Consider the following 15457-nt stretch of genomic DNA (forward strand, 5'->3'; position numbering starts at 1 on the left):
AGTTGAGCTGGGGGTCGGCTTCGTGCCCGTTCGGAAGGGCGAGGTCTGTTCCCCGGCCGGAAGAGCGAGCGGACCACCGCACCGGACTACCGCCGGCTCCGCCTGGATCGAGACCGGCCAGCAGGCGGCCGCTGCCCGGGACATGGTCGAGGAGTGCGGTGGCCGGTGGGCCGGGTGCAGCGTGATCGTCGATCAGCTCGGGCCGGAAGGCCACGCCCCGGGGGGCCGGTGCATGCGCTGCTGTCGTACGACGAGCTCCCGGCGGTCCGGCCGGATGCGCCGTAGGCGTCAGCTCAGCAGCCGCTCGAGGACCACCGCGATCCCGTCCTCCTCGTGGGAGGACGTCACCTCGTCGGCCACCGCCTTGAGGTCCTCGTGCGCGTCGGCCATCGCCACGCCGTAGGACGCCCAGGCGAACATCGGGATGTCGTTGGGCATGTCGCCGAAGGCGATCGTGTCCGCGGCCTTCAGCCCCAGGCGGCGGGCCGCCAGGGACAGGCCGGTCGCCTTCGACAGGCCCAGCGGGAGCAGTTCGACGATGCCCGCGCCCGCCATCGCCACCGTGACGAAACCGCCGGCGGCCCGCTGGGCCGCCTCGGCCAGTTCGTCGTCCGACAGCTCCGGATGCTGTATGTAGATCTTGTTCAGCGGGGCGGCCCACAGATCCGACGCGTCCGTGAACGGCATCGACGGCAACTTCCCCGTCACCGCGTATCCCGGCCCGACCAGCACGTCGCCCTCGAGGCCGTCACGGCTGGCCGCCAGGTACAGCGGGCCGACCTCCGCCTCGATCTTCGCGAGGGCCACGCCCGCGAGCTGCCGGTCCAGCGTCACCGACGTCAGCAGACGGTGCTCCCCGGCGTGGTACACCTGCGCCCCCTGCCCGCAGACCGCGAGACCGTCGTAACCGAGGTCGTCGAGGATGTGCCGGGTCCAGGGGACAGCGCGCCCCGTCACGACGATGTGGGCGGCACCCGCCGCCGTGGCCGCGGCGAGCGCGTCACGGGTGCGCCGGGAGACCGACTCGTCGGAGCGCAGGAGCGTTCCGTCGAGGTCGGTGGCGATCAGCCGGTACGGAAAGGGTCGGCTCACTTGGCGACCGGCTCCAGCAGCTCCCGGCCGCCCAGGTACGGACGCAGCACCTCGGGCACCCGCACCGAGCCGTCGGCGAGCTGGTGGTTCTCCAGGATGGCCACGATCGTGCGCGGAACGGCGCACAGCGTGCCGTTGAGCGTCGCCAGCGGCTGGACCTTCTTGCCGTCCCGCATACGGACGGACAGGCGGCGGGCCTGGAAGCCGTCGCAGTTGGAGGCCGAGGTCAGCTCGCGGTACTTGCCCTGGGTCGGGATCCACGCCTCGCAGTCGTACTTGCGCGAGGCGGAGGAGCCCAGGTCGCCCGAGGCCACGTCGATGACCTGGAACGGCAGTTCAAGACCGGTCAGCCACTGCTTCTCCCAGTCCAGGAGCCGCTTGTGCTCGTTCTCCGCGTCCTCGGGGGCGACGTAGGAGAACATCTCGACCTTGTCGAACTGGTGCACGCGGAAGATGCCCCGGGTGTCCTTGCCGTAGGTGCCGGCCTCGCGGCGGAAGCACGGCGAGAAGCCGGCGTAGCGCAGCGGCAACTTGTCGGCGTCCAGGATCTCGTCCATGTGGTAGGCGGCGAGCGGGACCTCGGAGGTGCCGACCAGGTAGTAGTCGTCCTTCTCCAGGTGGTACACGTTCTCCGCGGCCTGGCCGAGGAAGCCGGTGCCCTCCATCGCGCGCGGGCGGACCAGCGCGGGGGTGAGCATAGGTGTGAAGCCGGCCTCGGTGGCCTGCGCGATCGCCGCGTTGACGAGCGCGAGCTCCAGCAGCGCGCCGACGCCCGTCAGGTAGTAGAAGCGCGAGCCGGACACCTTCGCGCCGCGCTCGACGTCGATGGCGCCCAGCGCCTCGCCGAGCTCCAGGTGGTCCTTGGGCTCGAAGCCCTCGGCGCCGAAGTCGCGGATGGTGCCGTGCGTCTCCAGGACGACGAAGTCCTCCTCGCCGCCCACGGGGACGTCGGGGTGGACGAGGTTGCCGAGCTGGAGTGCGAGGCGCTTGGTCTCCTCGTCGGCGTCGTTCTGCGCGGCCTCGGCGGCCTTGACGTCGGCCTTGAGCTGCTCCGCCTTCTGGAGCAGCTCGGCGCGCTCCTCCGGAGTGGCTTTGGGGATGAGCTTGCCGAGCGACTTCTGTTCGGAACGCAGCTCGTCGAAGCGGACGCCGGACGACCTGCGCCGCTCGTCGGCAGACAGGAGGGCGTCGACGAGGGCGACGTCCTCTCCACGGGCGCGCTGGGACGCGCGCACTCGGTCGGGGTCCTCACGGAGCAGGCGAAGGTCAATCACGCGGCCAAGGCTACCGGTGCGGGGATACGGCCCACGACTCACTATTCCCGGTCGCGCCAAATCTTGCCTTACGTACCGTTATGGGTGAATTGCGGAGCGTGTCAATGAAAGGTGCGGCCGGGTCCCTGGGACGAAGCACGCGCGAGGAGTCGGGTTGACCCGACTCCCTTGCGGCGAGCGGGACTTGGCGCATGGTTGTCCACAGGAATCCACACCCGCCGAAAAGTTATCCACAGGGTGTGCGGAAGATCTGTGGATTTCGGAATGGATCACTCCGAAAGCTGGGGATCACGCCGAGGATTCCCGACGCAAACCCACTTCTACCCCTACTTTCGAGTGGAAAGTGCTCACTCCAAAGGATTACCTAAAGGAAAACAGTGGACGAAGGGTGACGTGCGCGCGTGTGGACACCGATGTGCCCTGAGGGGCGATTTGTCGACAGGGTCACCTTTTGTTGTCGACTTGTCCCCAGGTCGAGAAGCGGACCTGTGGATAACTCCTGTGGATAACTAAAATCTGCAGGTAGGACCGGCTCTAGAAGCGGCCGTCCTGGCAGCGGGCCACCCAGTCCGAGGCGGCCATGAACTCCTCGTCCGAGGTGCCGGTCAGGGGCGCCCCCAGATCCGCCGGTTCCTTGTCCGCACGCGGGTACGAACCGAGGAACCGCACCTCGTGGCAGATCCGCTTCAGCCCCATCAGCGCCTCCGCCACCCGGCGGTCGGTGATGTGGCCCTCGGCGTCGATGCAGAAGCAGTAGTTGCCGATGCCCGCGCCCGTGGGCCGGGACTGGAGCAGCATCAGGTTGATACCGCGGGTGGCGAACTCGCCGAGCAGGTCGCGCAGTCCACCGGGGTGGTCGTCGCGCTGCCACAGCACGACGGAGGTCTCGTCGGCCCCGGTCGGCGCGGCGGGCCGGGCCGGGCGGCCGACCAGCACGAACCGCGTCTGCGCGTTCTCGGCGTCGTGGATCCCGGTCTCCAGCGCTTCCAGGCCGTAGCGGGCGGCCGCGAACTCGCCGGCGAAGGCCGCGTCGTACTGGCCCTCCTGGACCAGCCGGGCCGCGTCCGCGTTCGAGGCGGCGGACTCCCAGCGGACGTCCGGGAGGTTCCTCTTCAGCCAGTTGCGCACCTGCGGCTGGGCGGCCGGGTGCGCGGAGACCGTCTTGATGTCCGTGAGCGCGGTGCCCGGCCTGGCCAGCAGCGCGAAGGTGATCGACAGCAGCACCTCGCGGTAGATCATCAGCGGGGCGCCCGCGACCAGTTCGTCGAGCGTGGTGGTGATGCCGCCCTCGACGGAGTTCTCGATCGGCACGAACGCGGCCTCGGCCTCGCCCGTGCGCACCGCGTCCAGCGCGGACTGCACCGACACGTACGGGATCAGCTCCCGGGTCGCCGCCTCGGGAAGCGTTCGCAACGCGACTTCGGTGAAGGTCCCCTCAGGGCCGAGATACGCATAGCTCGCTGGCATGACCTCACCCTAATGGCCCTTGTGGAACGGGAGGCACCTGTCTCACGAGTGCCCCTCCGCTGAGTGAAACGGCGTGACCGACGGGCCGCTTCCGACGTTCGCGTGACCCCCACCCCCACCTCGCACGCCCGCCCCGGGCCCTCACCCCTCCAGCAGCGACTGCCCCACGTACTCCCCCTGCGCCGCCCCGCCCGGTACCGCGTACAGCCCGCTCGACTCGTGCCGGATGTACTGGGAGAGCGCGTCCCCGCGGTCGAGCTTGCGCTGGAGCGGGACGAAACCGCGCAGCGGGTCCGCCTGCCAGCAGACGAACAGCAGACCCGCGTCCGGTGTCCCGTCCGCGTCGATGCCGTCGTGGTACGAGAACGGGCGGCGCAGGATGGCCGCGCCCCCGTTCTGGTCGGGCCGGGTGATCCGGGCGTGCGCGTTCACCGGGACGAGGAGATCGCCCTTGGCGTCCGTCTTCTCCAGGTCCATCGGGGTCGTCTCGGAGCCCCCGGAGAGAGCCGCGCCATTGGCCTTGCGGCGCCCGATGACGGCCTCCTGGGTCCCGAGGGACAGCTTCTCCCAGTCGTCCAACAGCATCCGAATCCGTCGTACGACCGCGTAGGAGCCGTTGGCCATCCACGCGGGTGTGCCGGACTCCGGGACGAAGACGCGCTGGTCGAAGTCGGACTCGCCCGGCTTGGGATTGCGGGTGCCGTCCAGCTGGCCCATGAGGTTGCGGGCCGTCATGGGGTGGGCCGTGGCCCCGGGCGTGCGGTTGAAGCCGTTCATCTGCCAGCGGACCTTCGCCGCGCTGCCCGCGTCCTTCTGGACCGCGCGCAGGGCGTGGAAGGCGACCAGGGCGTCGTCGGCGCCGATTTGCACCCACAGATCGCCGTTGCTGCGGGTTTTGTCGAGCTGGTCGGAGGAGAAGTCGGGGAGCGGGTCGAGGGCGACCGGTCGCTGCTTCTCCAACCCGGTGCGGGAGAAGAAGCTGTGCCCGAAGCCGAAGGTCAGCGTCAGAGCGGAGGGCCCGGCGTCCCGGGCCACATCCGTGTCGTGGGACCCGGGAGCCTCCCCCGCCATCAGCCGCTGAGCCGTCTGCGACCAGCGGCGCAGCAGTGCGGCGGCCTCCTTGCGGCCGGCGCCCGCCGCCAGGTCGAAGGCGACGAGGTGGCCGCGCGCTTGGAGGCCCTCGGTGATGCCCGGCTGATGTTTCCCGTGAAACATCACCTCGTTACTGCCGACCGAGGCCAGGGGAGTCGCCGCGGCGGGTGCGGCGGCATAGCCCGCGGCCGCGCCGGCCGCCCCGAGGACGAGACCGGTGGCCCCGGCGGTGCCGAGCAGGGCACGCCGTGAGATGCCCTGCCCGGAAGCGGGACTCTCCTCCGGGCAGGCGCCTTCGTCGACGACGGGAAAGGACTGTTCAGCCATGGTGCGGTTCAGCCGATCTGCGCGTTCTTGGAGACGGTCGTCTGGTCGATGTCGGAGGTCCGCACGGTCACGGCGACCTTCCAGTCGCCCGCCATGGGGATCTGCACGTTGCTCGCCGACCAGTGGCCCGTGGCGATGCGGTCGGGGGTGACGGCCAGTGGCCCGATCTTCTTGGCTTCCAGGGTGAGGGCGACCTTCACCTCGGGGATGTCGAAGGCCCGGCCGTTGGGCCGCTGGACGTAGACGTGCATTTCGTTGCCGCCCACGCGCGCGGGGTCGAAGTCGACCGTCACGACGCCCTTGCCGTCGGTGCCGGCGGTGTCGAAGGACATGTCCAGGGTCACCGCGCCGGACCCGGCAGCCGAGGACGAGGAGGACGAGGAGGATGCCGCCTTGGCTGCCTTGGCGTCCTCCTCCGTACGGCCGGGTTCGGTCTGCGTCAGCACGGTCGTGACCGCCAGCAGGACGACCGCGACCCCCGCCTCGGCCAGCACCGAGCGGCGCAGCCCGAACCGGTGCGGATCGGCGTCCCGGGTCCGCTTCTGCCGTGCGGAGTCCATCGCGGCCTGCTGCCGGGCGAGCTGAGCGGCCCGCTTGGGGTCACCGGAGCCGTTGGAACCGGCACCCTTGGCACCGGCGCCCTTCGACTCGGCACCCTTGGACCCGCTCCCCTTGGAGCCCGCGGCCCCTTTGGACCTGCCGGAGCCCGAGGCGCTCGCGGACTTGCCGGAGCCGGAGCCGGAGGCACTCGCCCCGACCCGCTCCTTCTGCTGCGCCCGCTTCCCCCGCTGCACCACCGTGTCCGCGAGCTGCGCGGTCCACCGCCGTGAGATGAACGCGATGCCGACCAGCAGCGCCACCAGCCCGATCTTGACCAGCAGCAACTGTCCGTACCGGGTCCCGGTGAACGCCGACCACGAGCCGAGCTGCCGCCAGGACTGGTAGACGCCGGTCGCGACCAGCGCGACGACGCTGCCGAACGCGACCTGGGAGAACCGTCGTACGGCGGCCGACTCGATCGGCGCCTCGGAGCGGTACAGCGCGACGAGCAGCGCGGTCAGCCCGCCGAGCCAGGCGGCGACGGCCAGCAGGTGGACGACGTCGACGGGCATCGCGATGCCGGCCTGGAGGCCGACCGAGGCGTGCTCGGCCATCGCCCAGCTCGCCGCGAGCCCGGCCGCGACGACGGTCCCGCCGATCGCGAGCCCGAAGGTGAGGTCCCGCTTCTCCTCGTCCTCGCGCTTGTCGTAGGCCCCGAAGAGCACGGAGATGAACAGGGCCGCCGCCGCGAGGAGCAGCAGCCGGGAGACGAGGGCCGCGCCCGCCTTGGTCTGGAGCACGTTCCCGAGCAGGTCCAGGTCGAAGACGTCCCCGACCTTCCCGGAGCCCGTGTAGGAGCCGCGCAGCAGGAGCAGCAGCAGGGTGGACGCGGTGAGCGTGAGCCAGCCGCCGACGACGAGCCGCTGCATGGGCCGCACTCCGGCGCCGCGCTGCCAGCAGCCGAGCACGAAGGCGGCGCCGCCGACCAGCACGATGAAACCGGCGTACGACATGTACCGTCCGAAGCCGTACAGCCAGCCGACGACCCCGCCGCCCGCCGTGTCCCCGGAGACGGAGACGGAGGTGGTGGAGGGGGCGCCGATGGAGAAGGTGAAGGCACCGGCGACCGGATGGCTGTCGGCGGAAACCACCTGGTAGGTGACGGTGTAGGTGCCGTCGGGCAGTCCGCTGTGGAGTTTCACGGCGTACGTCGTGCCGCTGACCTCGAACGGCTTGCCCTCCTGGACGGCCTTGCCCTTGGGGTCGAGGACGCGCAGCGAGTCGTTCGACAGGGCGACCTTCTCGGAGAAGGTCAGCGAGACCTGGTCGGGTGCCTTGTCGACCACCACCCCCTGCTGGGGGTCGCTGCCGGTGAGCGCGGCGTGCGCGGAGGCAGGGCCGGCCGTGGTGAGCAGCAGGCCGCAGGCGGCCAGGAGCAGCAGTACCAGGGTCCGGACGCGGGGGGCGATGGTCTGCGTCAAGGTGGTCCCTCCCTCAGTGTCCGGTCTTCGGGACGTAGGTCGCCGACTTCACCGGCATCTTCACGACGACGGGGTCGGACTTGGCGAAGTGCAGTTCGACGGTGACCGTCCGACCCTGCTTCGGCGCCTGCTTCAGCTTGTCGAACATCAGATGGTTGGCGCCGCTTTTGAACACGAGTTGACCGTGGGCCGGGACGGGGAGGCGGGTGACCTCCTCCATCGCGCCGCCGTTGGTCTCGTGCATGGTGACCTCGCCGTCCTTGCTGGTGACCGAGGTCAGCTCGTCCTTCGACGAGCCGGAGTTGGAGATGGTCAGGAACCCGGCGGCCATGTCGGCCGAGACGGGCTGAGGGATGTAGGCGCCGGAGACGGTGAGGCTTCCCGAGGAGCCGCCGGAATCCGAACAGCCGCCCAGCAGCAGGGCCGCCCCCGTCAGGACGGCGAGCCCGGTGGACGAACGGTTCACGGGTTCTGCCCCTTGATGATCTTGGGCAGGTCCTTGGTGTAGTCGTCGACGGTGGCGTCCTCGCCGTACAGGACGTACCCCTTGTCGGTCTTCGGGGAGAAGGCGACGACCTGGGTGCCGTGGACGGAGACGGTCTTGCCGGTCTTCTTGTCCTTGTGGGTGGGCTCGATGGAGATGCCGAGGGTGCGGGCGCTCGCCTGGATGGTGGCGAAGTCGCCGGTCAGGCCCACGAAGGTGGTGTCGATGCCCTTGAGCCACTTGCCGAGCTCGGCCGGGGTGTCGCGGGCCGGGTCGGTGGTGACGAACACGACGGCCAGCTTGTCCTGCTCGGCCTTGGGGAGCTGCTTCTTCGCGACGGCGATGTTGTTCATCGTCAGCGGGCAGATGTCGGGGCAGTGGGTGTAGCCGAAGTAGACCAGGGTGGGCTTGCCCTTCGTCTCCTTGCGGAGGTCGTACTTCTCGCCCTTGGTGTCGGTGAGGACCAGGTCCGGCTTCTCGAACGGCTGGTCGAGGACGGTGGCCGCCTTGTCCGAACCGGCCTCCTCCGAGACCACGGAGACGGGCGAGCTGCCGCTGTCGTCACCGCTGCCGCAGGCGGAGAGGGTCAGGGTGGCGGCGGCGAGCAGCGCGGCCGCGGCGAACGTCTTCTTGCGCATATCAAAATGTCCCAGATGTAAGAATTTCGGTGCGCGCCGGGGCCCTACGGCCCCGGCTCGCCTCCCGGGATACAGGTCAGGCGTCGCTGCGCCGGCGGCCGGCGAGCACTCCGTAGGCCACGCCCAGGGCGCCGATGACGATGCCGACCACGCCGAGGACACGGGCGGTGGTGTCGCTGCTGTCGCCGTCGGCGGCCTCGGTGGTCGCGGCGGCGTTCTCGGTCTTGTCGTCCGCGTCCTCGGCGGCCGAGCCGTGGTGACCGTCCTCGGAGGCCGCGGACAGGGCGAGGACGGGGGCCGGCGTCTCGGGCTCCTCCGCGCCGTCCTCCTGGACCTCGATCCAGCGCACGACCTCCTTGTTGGAGTACGTCTGGATCGCCTTGAAGACCAGTTCGTCGGCGTCCTCGGGCAGGGCGCCGACGGAGACCGGGAACTTCTCGAAGTAGCCGGGCCGGATGCCGCCGTCCTTGCCGGTGGCGGTCCAGGTGACCTTGGAGACGGCCTCGGTGATCTGCTCGCCGTGCAGTTCGAGGGGCTTGGCGAGCTTGGACTTGGTGACCTCGATCTTCCAGCCCGGCATCGGCTCCGGCATCACCGAGGCCAGCGGGTGGTCGGTCGGGAAGTTGACCTCGAGCTTGGTGGTGGAGGCGTTGTCGCGCTCGTTGGGGACCTTGAAGTCCACGACCGCGTAGCCGCCCTTGGCGGCGGTGCCCTCGGGCTGCACGGTGACGTGCGCGAAGGCGGGTGAGGACAAGACGACGACGGCACTGACGGCGGTGGCGGCGACGGCACCGGTGGCGGCGAGACGAGAAGCCTTCATGAAGAGCACTCCGCTTGTGAAAGGGATTCCTGTGGAGAGGGATACGCGTGCGCACACGCGCGTGCCGCACGACGGCGGCCCCTTTCTCATCTCCCTCGGGAAGTGGAGCGGTGGTCGCGTCGCGTCAGGCGGCGAGAACGAGTCCGGCGGCGGCCGGCGGCCCGCGCCTGATCACCGTGTGCTGGAGTGCCGCGGTACGCGGTCGGGGCGGCGCGAGCGCCTCCGCCAGCGGAGCGCGCGGTCCGGCCTCGGGAGCCCCCGGCAGCCCCGCGCGCAGGGCACGCACCAGCGCGAGCGCCCCGCGCAGGGACCGTACGAGCGCCCCTTCCGCGACCGCTTGCGCCGAGCACGTGGACAGTTCGGCGAGCCGCAGCAGCGCCAGGTCCCCGCGCCGCAGCAGCCATCCGGCGACGACCGCCGCGAGGACGTGCCCGAGGACCATCGTCAGGGACGGCCAGACGGAGGTGCCGGTCGTGGTGTCCGCGGAGTGGTGCACCGCGGTGGTGCCCGTGCCCGGATGGAGCCGGGCGTCGGTGAGGATCTTCTGCGCCCGCGCCGGGCTGATCGCCGCGGCGGTGGTCCCGCACAGCAGCCGCGCGGCCTGCTGGACCAGTGCGGCGTCGGACGCCGACTGTACGGACCCCGTGGACGAGGGCATCGACATCGACGAGGACATCGCCGTCGTGCCGTGCTGTCCGAGCCCGAACAGCACGTGCAGCACGGTCTGTCCGACCGCGAGCAGTGTCGCGATCCCCGGCAGTGAGCGTTCGCGCCCGGCGAGAGGTGCCACGACGAGCACGGCCCCGGCGAACCCCGCGCCGAGCGTCCACAGCGGAACCGTGGCGCAGGAGGCGATCGAGTGACCGGCCGCGGCCAGCACGACGCAGACCGCGGCGAACACCGCGGCCCGCAGAACCCGGAGATCCCCTCCGGAGCGCGCGTGGGGGGCAGTCATGGCGGGCTCATCATCGCACTGGGCTGATGAGCGCCGTACGGCAGGTCCACAAGATGACGTACGGGGAGTACGACCGAAAGGTCACTTCTGACCCAAGCTGCCCCACATACACCGTCAGTTGCCCCCAAAACATCCCCCATATGGGCGGCATCACGTCAACGATGTGCTTACGGACGGGCATGCGCGGCAATACGTAACGGTATGTCGAGCCGCGGCCAGGAGGCTGGAGCATGAGCATCTGGTGGTCACTCCATCTGCGGCGCGAGGCTGCGAGCGTTCCACTCGCCCGGCGCCTGTTGCTCGGCACCATGGAGACCGCGGGCGTCGACCCGGACGTCTCCTACGACCTCTCCCTCGCCCTGAGCGAGGCCTGCGCCAACGCCGTGGAGCACGGCGGGGAGAGCGGGCCGCAGGACTCCACGGAGGCGTACCGGGTCACCGCCTACCTCGACGGCGAGAAGTGCCGTATCGAAGTCACCGACTCCGGCCCGGGCTTCTCGCCCGTGCGGCCCCGTCCCACCCCCATGGAGGCGGAGCACGGCCGCGGCCTCTGTCTCATCCACGAACTCGCCGACCACGTCCAGATCGGCAACAAGCCGGGCCGGGGCGCCGTGGTGAGTTTCGACAAGATCCTCAAGTGGCGGGAGGACGCACCGCTGATGGCGGTGTGACCGGCAGAACCGAGGACTCCGGCTTCCGCATCTTCGGCATCCTCAGCTCGCGCACAGCCTCCCCTCACGCTCCTGACGGGCACGGTTCCTAGGTTCCTGCCCATGACGGGAAACCACAGGAACTCCACCCTCACCCGGCGCCGCGCCCTCGCGGTGACGGGTGGAACGGTCGCGGCGGGCGGCCTCGCGGTCGCCGGCTACCAGTCGGCCTTCGCCGACACCACAGGCACCACAGGCACCGCCGAGGCGACGGCCACCGCCTCCGCCACGAGCACCGGCGCGTGCATGACGCTCATGTCGAGCGTCACCGAAGGGCCGTACTACCTCGACGGCGCCCTGGTCAGGAAGGACATCACCGAGGGCAAGAGCGGGGTGCCGCTGACGCTGCGGCTGACCGTCGTGGACGCCACCGACGGCTGCACCCCGGTCAAGGGCGCGGCCGTGGAGATCTGGCACTGCGACGCCTGGGGCTACTACTCCGGCTACACCACCGCCAACCCCGGCGGCTCCGCTCCCGCGGAGAGCGAGGACGGTTCGACCGCGAACGACGCCACCTACCTGCGCGGCTACCAGATCGCGAACGCCAACGGCGTCGTGAAGTTCGAGACGATCTTCCCGGGCTGGTACACCCCGCGCACCTGCCACATCCACGTGAAGGTGCACACCGGCGGCCAGAAGGAGGACGGCACCTACGAGGGCGGCAAGGTCAACCACACCGGCCAGCTCTTCTTCGACGACACGGTCGCCGAGGAGGTCTTCGCCCTGGAGCCCTACTCCCGGCACTCCGGCAGCTACACCGCCCTCGACGACGACATGGTCTACGACGGCGGCGGCGCCGCCAGCGGCCTGCTCACCCTCAAGGCCGTGCACAGGACCGACCCGTCCAAGGGCTACAAGGGCTCCCTGACCCTCGCCGTGGACCCGGACGCCGAGAACACGGGCGCGGGCAGCGGCGGTGGCGGCGAGGGAGGCACACCCCCGAGCGGCGCCCCGACGGGCCAACCCCCGAGCGGTGCCCCGACCGAAAGCGCCGCTCCCTCGGCCTCCGCGTCCTCGTGAGGTACGGCCATGAGCAGCCGTGAGGACGAGGCGCTGGCTCTGGCCGCCGTGGACGCGTTGACCGGTCAGCTGGCCCTGGCTCCCAAGCCGGGCCTGCCAGACCCGCGTGACCTCGGGGCCCGTGCCACGCGCCAGGACCACTGTTCCCTGCGCTGGTCGGCCAAGGCGCTCGCGCCCGGCCTCGCGGCGATGGCCGCCGCCGCCCGTCGCACGGGCGAGCCCAGTCCCCGGTTGCGGACGGAGCTGGGCGCGATCGGCCGATGCACCGAGCACTCGGTGGGCCTGGCCGGCGGTGGCCACCGCGGTGCCCTGTGGACGCTCGGTCTGCTGGTCGCCGCGGCCGCCCTCGCCCCGGGGGCGCGGCCCGGGGACGTGGCCCTGGCCGCCAAGAAGATCGCCGCGCACAGCGACAAGCGGGCCCCGCGCCGGCCCTCCCGGGGCTCCTCGGTCTCCGCGAAGTACGGCGCGGCGGGCGCCCGGGGTGAGGCACGGGCCGGATTCCCGCACGTACGGCGGGCGTTGGACGCGCTGGCCACGTCCCGCCGGGCGGGCGCCGACGAGGCCGAGGCCCGCCTGGACGCCCTGCTCACCGTGATGTCCACGCTCCAGGACACCGAACTCCTCCACACAGCGGGCCCGTTGGGCCTCCGTCACGTCCAGGCCGGCGCCCGCGAGGTCCTGGCGGCGGGCGGTACGACGACGGAGGCGGGCCGCGCGGCCCTGCTCGCCCTCGACGCCGACCTCCACGCGCGCGCGTGGAGCCCCCGCGGCAGCGCGGGACTGCTCGCGGGGGCCCTGTTCCTGGACGCGCTTCCGGTCAAGGCCGATCCAAGGGCGGCCTGACACCGGTCGGTTGGTGAGCGTAGGTCGGTTGTCGAGCGTAGGTGTCGAGCGCGGGGCCGTCGGGAGCGTCCGTCAGTTCACGAGCGCGGGCGCCTCGACGTCCCTCCCCGGGGCGCCCGCCCGCGACGCTCGGCCGGCGGCCCGCCTGGTCGCCGGGCCCATCGCGTACGACGCCACGAGTGTCGCTCCGCCGAGCAGCAGCCACCCGGGCGTGCCCCACTCCACCAGCAGGGTCGTCAGCACGAGTGGTCCCAGGGTCCGGGCCACCGTCACCCCGGTCCCGAAGAACCCCTGGTACTCGCCGACCCGCTCGGCCGGAGCGAGGTCGAAGGAGAGCTGCCAGGACCCGGCCGACTGCCCCATCTCGGCCACCACCTGCAACACCGCCCCGACGACCAGCGCACCCACGGCCACCCACGGCGAGGCCCCCGCCGACAGCGCGAACACCGCGCAGGCCGCCAGCATGACCCACCCCGACCGCCGCACCGCGCGCGTGGCCGACGCGAGCCCGGTCACCCCGCGGGCCATCCGTACCTGGAACACCATCACGGCCCCGGTGTTGAGCACGAACAGCGCGGAGACCAGCCAGGTGGGAGCCGCGGTCCGCTCGGCGATCCACAGCGGGATCCCCAGGCTCAGCAGGGGCATCCGCAGCAGCAGGACGGTGTTCAGCAGGGTGATCACGGCGTACGGCCGGTCGCGCAGCACCCCGGAGCCGTGGCGTTTGTCCACGGCCACGCGAGGGGCCACCGACGGCAGCCGCAGCAGCAGCCCCGCGCACAGCACGAAACTCACCGCGTCCACCGCGAACACCCCGAGATACGCGGCCCGCGTGCCGGCGTGCAGCGCGAGCCCGCCCAGCCCCGCGCCCACCGCCAGCCCGGCGTTGAGCGTCGCCTGGAGGTGGGCCAGCAGCCCGGTCCGCTCCCCGGCGGACACCAGCCCCGCGAGCAGCGCCTGCCGGGCCGCCGCGAGCCCCGACTGCGCGGAGGCGTAGGCGCAGGCCGCCAGGACGAACGGCACGAAGTCCCGCACCACCAGGAAGGACGCCACCGCAAGCCCCGTCGCGAGCGCCAGCAGCACTGCCGTGCCGCGCGCCCCGCGCCGGTCCGCGAGCCGTCCGAGCGGCACTCCCACCACCGACCCGACCGCCCACCCGACGGTCAGTCCGAGCCCCACGCGCGCGGGGTCGAGGCCGACGACGTGCGTGAAGTAGAGGGCCGACGTCACGTAGTAGGCGCCGTCCCCGACGGAGTTGCTCAACTGGGCGAGTGCCAGGACACGTTGCGGCCCCGCGGGCGGGACGAGTGAGTTCGTCATGGGAACCACGCTAGAAGCAGGGTGGACCGCTCGGCAGACCCAATAAGGGCCCTCAGGAGTGGCCCAATTCCAGAACCCGGGCCAGGGTCTCCAGCGCCCCGGGGTACGCCCCCTCACGAGGTGTCCCGTACCCCACGACGAGCCCTTCGCGAGACCCCGCCGCGTGCCAGTGCTCCCGGAGAGAGCCCACCGCGAGCCCCTCGGCCACGGCCCGCGCCAGCACCGCGGTCTCGTCCTCGACCTCGACCAGCGCGTGCAGTCCGGCCGCGATCCCCTGGACCCGCCACCGCGCCCCCAGCCGCTCCACGAGCCGGTCCCTGCGCCGCCGGTATCTGAGCCGGCACGCGCGCACATGGCGGTCGTAGGCGTGGCCGCGGATCAGTTCGGCGAGCGCGAGCTGGCCGATGGCCTCGGTGCTGTGGTCGCTGTGCAGCTTGGCGTCGGCGACGGGCCCGACGAGGTGCGGCGGCAGCACCATCCACCCGAGCCGGAGCGCGGGTCCGAGCGTCTTGGACGCCGTCCCCAGGTAGACGACCTGCCCCGGCGCCATTCCCTGCAGGGCGCCGACGGGCTGCCGGTCGTACCGGAACTCCCCGTCGTAGTCGTCCTCGACGATCAGCGCCCCACGCGCGCGTGCCCAGTCGGTCAGCGCCCGCCGCCGCGAGGGGTGCAGCGTCACGCCGGTCGGGTACTGGTGGGCCGGGGTGACGACGACGGCCGTGGGGTCCCCGAGACCGTCGACCTCGACGCCCCGCTCGTCGACCGGCACCGGCACCACCCGTCCACCGGCCCGCCGTACGACATCCCGGTGGAAGGGCAGCCCGGGGTCCTCCATGGCGACGGCCCCGCCCTCCAGAACCCGCGTGAGCAGCGCGAGCCCCTGCACGGCCCCGGAGGTGACGACGATCCGCTCGGGCGGGGCGACGACTCCGCGGGCCCGCCCGAGATACTCCGCGAGGGCGGTCCGCAGTTCGATCCGGCCGAGGGGATCGCCGTAGTCGTACGCGGAGACCGGCGCGGTGGCGACGGCCCGCCGCAGGGCCTTGACCCAGGCGCCGACGGGGAAGGCGCCGACGTCGGGACTGCCGGGCCGCAGATCGAAAAGCGGGGCACGCGCGCGTGCCCCGCTCCGCGACGGTTCGGCTTCGGCGGCGGGCAGCGGAGCGACGACCGTCCCCGATCCCTGCCGAGCGGTCAGATACCCCTCGGCGACCAACTGGTCGTAGGCCGCCTTCACGGTCCCCCGGGACACCCCCAGCTCCTCGGCGAGGCGCCGGGTGGCGGGAAGCCGGGCGCCGGGAGCGAGCCGCCCCTCCCGCACGGCGTCGCGCAGGGCCCGTTCAAGCCCGGCACGACGCCCGTCGACGGGGTCGGCCTCCAGATGCAGGTCCACC

General features: G+C 71.7%; 14 protein-coding genes. 3 read left to right on the forward strand and 11 right to left on the reverse strand.

The annotated features are described in order from the left end of the window. Positions 1 to 288 precede the first annotated feature (288 nt). The 9 genes from ABZ098_RS25630 to ABZ098_RS25670 all read right to left on the reverse strand — a co-directional run bounded on the left by ABZ098_RS25630 (position 289) and on the right by ABZ098_RS25670 (position 10170). Positions 289 to 1092: an HAD family hydrolase gene (locus ABZ098_RS25630; protein ID WP_356594838.1), complete on the reverse strand. Its 804-nt coding sequence runs from the start codon at positions 1090 to 1092 to the stop codon at positions 289 to 291. Next, positions 1089 to 2366: a serine--tRNA ligase gene (gene serS, locus ABZ098_RS25635; protein ID WP_028808012.1), complete on the reverse strand. Its 1278-nt coding sequence runs from the start codon at positions 2364 to 2366 to the stop codon at positions 1089 to 1091. Before serS ends, ABZ098_RS25630 begins: the two co-directional genes overlap by 4 nt. A 534-nt stretch (positions 2367 to 2900) precedes the next feature. Beyond that, positions 2901 to 3833: a prephenate dehydratase gene (gene pheA / locus ABZ098_RS25640; protein ID WP_356594840.1), complete on the reverse strand. Its 933-nt coding sequence runs from the start codon at positions 3831 to 3833 to the stop codon at positions 2901 to 2903. 141 nt (positions 3834 to 3974) lie between these two features. Next, positions 3975 to 5252 (reverse strand): iron uptake transporter deferrochelatase/peroxidase subunit, encoded by a 1278-nt coding sequence (efeB, locus tag ABZ098_RS25645; RefSeq protein ID WP_356594842.1) that lies wholly within the window; start codon positions 5250 to 5252, stop codon positions 3975 to 3977. Between the two features lie 8 nt (positions 5253 to 5260). Then, entirely contained in the window at positions 5261 to 7273 is a 2013-nt protein-coding gene (locus ABZ098_RS25650) for a copper resistance protein CopC (RefSeq protein ID WP_356594844.1), read from the reverse strand. Positions 7274 to 7286: 13 nt separating this feature from the next. After that, positions 7287 to 7739 carry a copper chaperone PCu(A)C gene (locus ABZ098_RS25655; protein WP_356594846.1) on the reverse strand — a complete coding sequence of 151 codons (453 nt, stop codon included), beginning with the start codon at positions 7737 to 7739 and terminating at the stop codon, positions 7287 to 7289. Further along, on the reverse strand, positions 7736 to 8395 hold the full coding sequence (locus tag ABZ098_RS25660) for an SCO family protein (protein ID WP_356594848.1): 660 nt from the start codon (positions 8393 to 8395) through the stop codon (positions 7736 to 7738). Before ABZ098_RS25660 ends, ABZ098_RS25655 begins: the two co-directional genes overlap by 4 nt. A gap of 76 nt (positions 8396 to 8471) precedes the next feature. Next, positions 8472 to 9215, reverse strand: coding sequence for a YcnI family protein (locus ABZ098_RS25665; protein WP_356594850.1), 744 nt, complete (start codon positions 9213 to 9215; stop codon positions 8472 to 8474). Between the two features lie 124 nt (positions 9216 to 9339). Next, complete coding sequence (locus tag ABZ098_RS25670) at positions 9340 to 10170, reverse strand: hypothetical protein (protein ID WP_356594852.1); 831 nt, start codon at positions 10168 to 10170, stop codon at positions 9340 to 9342. 230 nt (positions 10171 to 10400) lie between these two features. On the opposite strand from ABZ098_RS25670, the gene ABZ098_RS25675 reads away from it, so the two are divergent. The 3 genes from ABZ098_RS25675 to ABZ098_RS25685 all read left to right on the forward strand — a co-directional run bounded on the left by ABZ098_RS25675 (position 10401) and on the right by ABZ098_RS25685 (position 12743). Then, positions 10401 to 10841 carry an ATP-binding protein gene (locus tag ABZ098_RS25675; protein WP_356594854.1) on the forward strand — a complete coding sequence of 147 codons (441 nt, stop codon included), beginning with the start codon at positions 10401 to 10403 and terminating at the stop codon, positions 10839 to 10841. Between the two features lie 102 nt (positions 10842 to 10943). After that, a complete protein-coding gene (locus tag ABZ098_RS25680) occupies positions 10944 to 11900 on the forward strand; it encodes an intradiol ring-cleavage dioxygenase (protein WP_356594856.1) in 957 nt (318 codons plus the stop codon). Positions 11901 to 11909: 9 nt separating this feature from the next. Next, a complete protein-coding gene (locus ABZ098_RS25685) occupies positions 11910 to 12743 on the forward strand; it encodes a triphosphoribosyl-dephospho-CoA synthase (RefSeq protein ID WP_356594858.1) in 834 nt (277 codons plus the stop codon). A 72-nt stretch (positions 12744 to 12815) separates the two neighbouring features. Here the strand turns inward: ABZ098_RS25685 and ABZ098_RS25690 are convergent, their stop codons facing one another. Next, positions 12816 to 14063, reverse strand: coding sequence for an MFS transporter (locus ABZ098_RS25690; RefSeq protein WP_356594860.1), 1248 nt, complete (start codon positions 14061 to 14063; stop codon positions 12816 to 12818). Positions 14064 to 14115: 52 nt separating this feature from the next. Beyond that, entirely contained in the window at positions 14116 to 15456 is a 1341-nt protein-coding gene (locus tag ABZ098_RS25695) for a PLP-dependent aminotransferase family protein (RefSeq protein ID WP_356594862.1), read from the reverse strand. Position 15457: the final 1 nt, after the last annotated feature.

The sequence above is a fragment of the Streptomyces sp. NPDC006335 genome (genome assembly GCF_040612795.1).
GTDB lineage: Bacteria > Actinomycetota > Actinomycetes > Streptomycetales > Streptomycetaceae > Streptomyces.

What these genes read in the sequence shown, in the direction of transcription:
- ABZ098_RS25660 (WP_356594848.1), bottom strand. Translation starts at nt 8,395, where the DNA reads ATGCGCAAGAAGACGTTCGCCGCGGCCGCGCTGCTCGCCGCCGCCACC.
- ABZ098_RS25680 (WP_356594856.1), top strand. Translation starts at nt 10,944, where the DNA reads ATGACGGGAAACCACAGGAACTCCACCCTCACCCGGCGCCGCGCCCTC.
- pheA (WP_356594840.1), bottom strand. Translation starts at nt 3,833, where the DNA reads ATGCCAGCGAGCTATGCGTATCTCGGCCCTGAGGGGACCTTCACCGAA.
- ABZ098_RS25670 (WP_356594852.1), bottom strand. Translation starts at nt 10,170, where the DNA reads ATGACTGCCCCCCACGCGCGCTCCGGAGGGGATCTCCGGGTTCTGCGG.
- ABZ098_RS25675 (WP_356594854.1), top strand. Translation starts at nt 10,401, where the DNA reads ATGAGCATCTGGTGGTCACTCCATCTGCGGCGCGAGGCTGCGAGCGTT.
- ABZ098_RS25665 (WP_356594850.1), bottom strand. Translation starts at nt 9,215, where the DNA reads ATGAAGGCTTCTCGTCTCGCCGCCACCGGTGCCGTCGCCGCCACCGCC.
- ABZ098_RS25685 (WP_356594858.1), top strand. Translation starts at nt 11,910, where the DNA reads ATGAGCAGCCGTGAGGACGAGGCGCTGGCTCTGGCCGCCGTGGACGCG.
- efeB (WP_356594842.1), bottom strand. Translation starts at nt 5,252, where the DNA reads ATGGCTGAACAGTCCTTTCCCGTCGTCGACGAAGGCGCCTGCCCGGAG.
- ABZ098_RS25690 (WP_356594860.1), bottom strand. Translation starts at nt 14,063, where the DNA reads ATGACGAACTCACTCGTCCCGCCCGCGGGGCCGCAACGTGTCCTGGCA.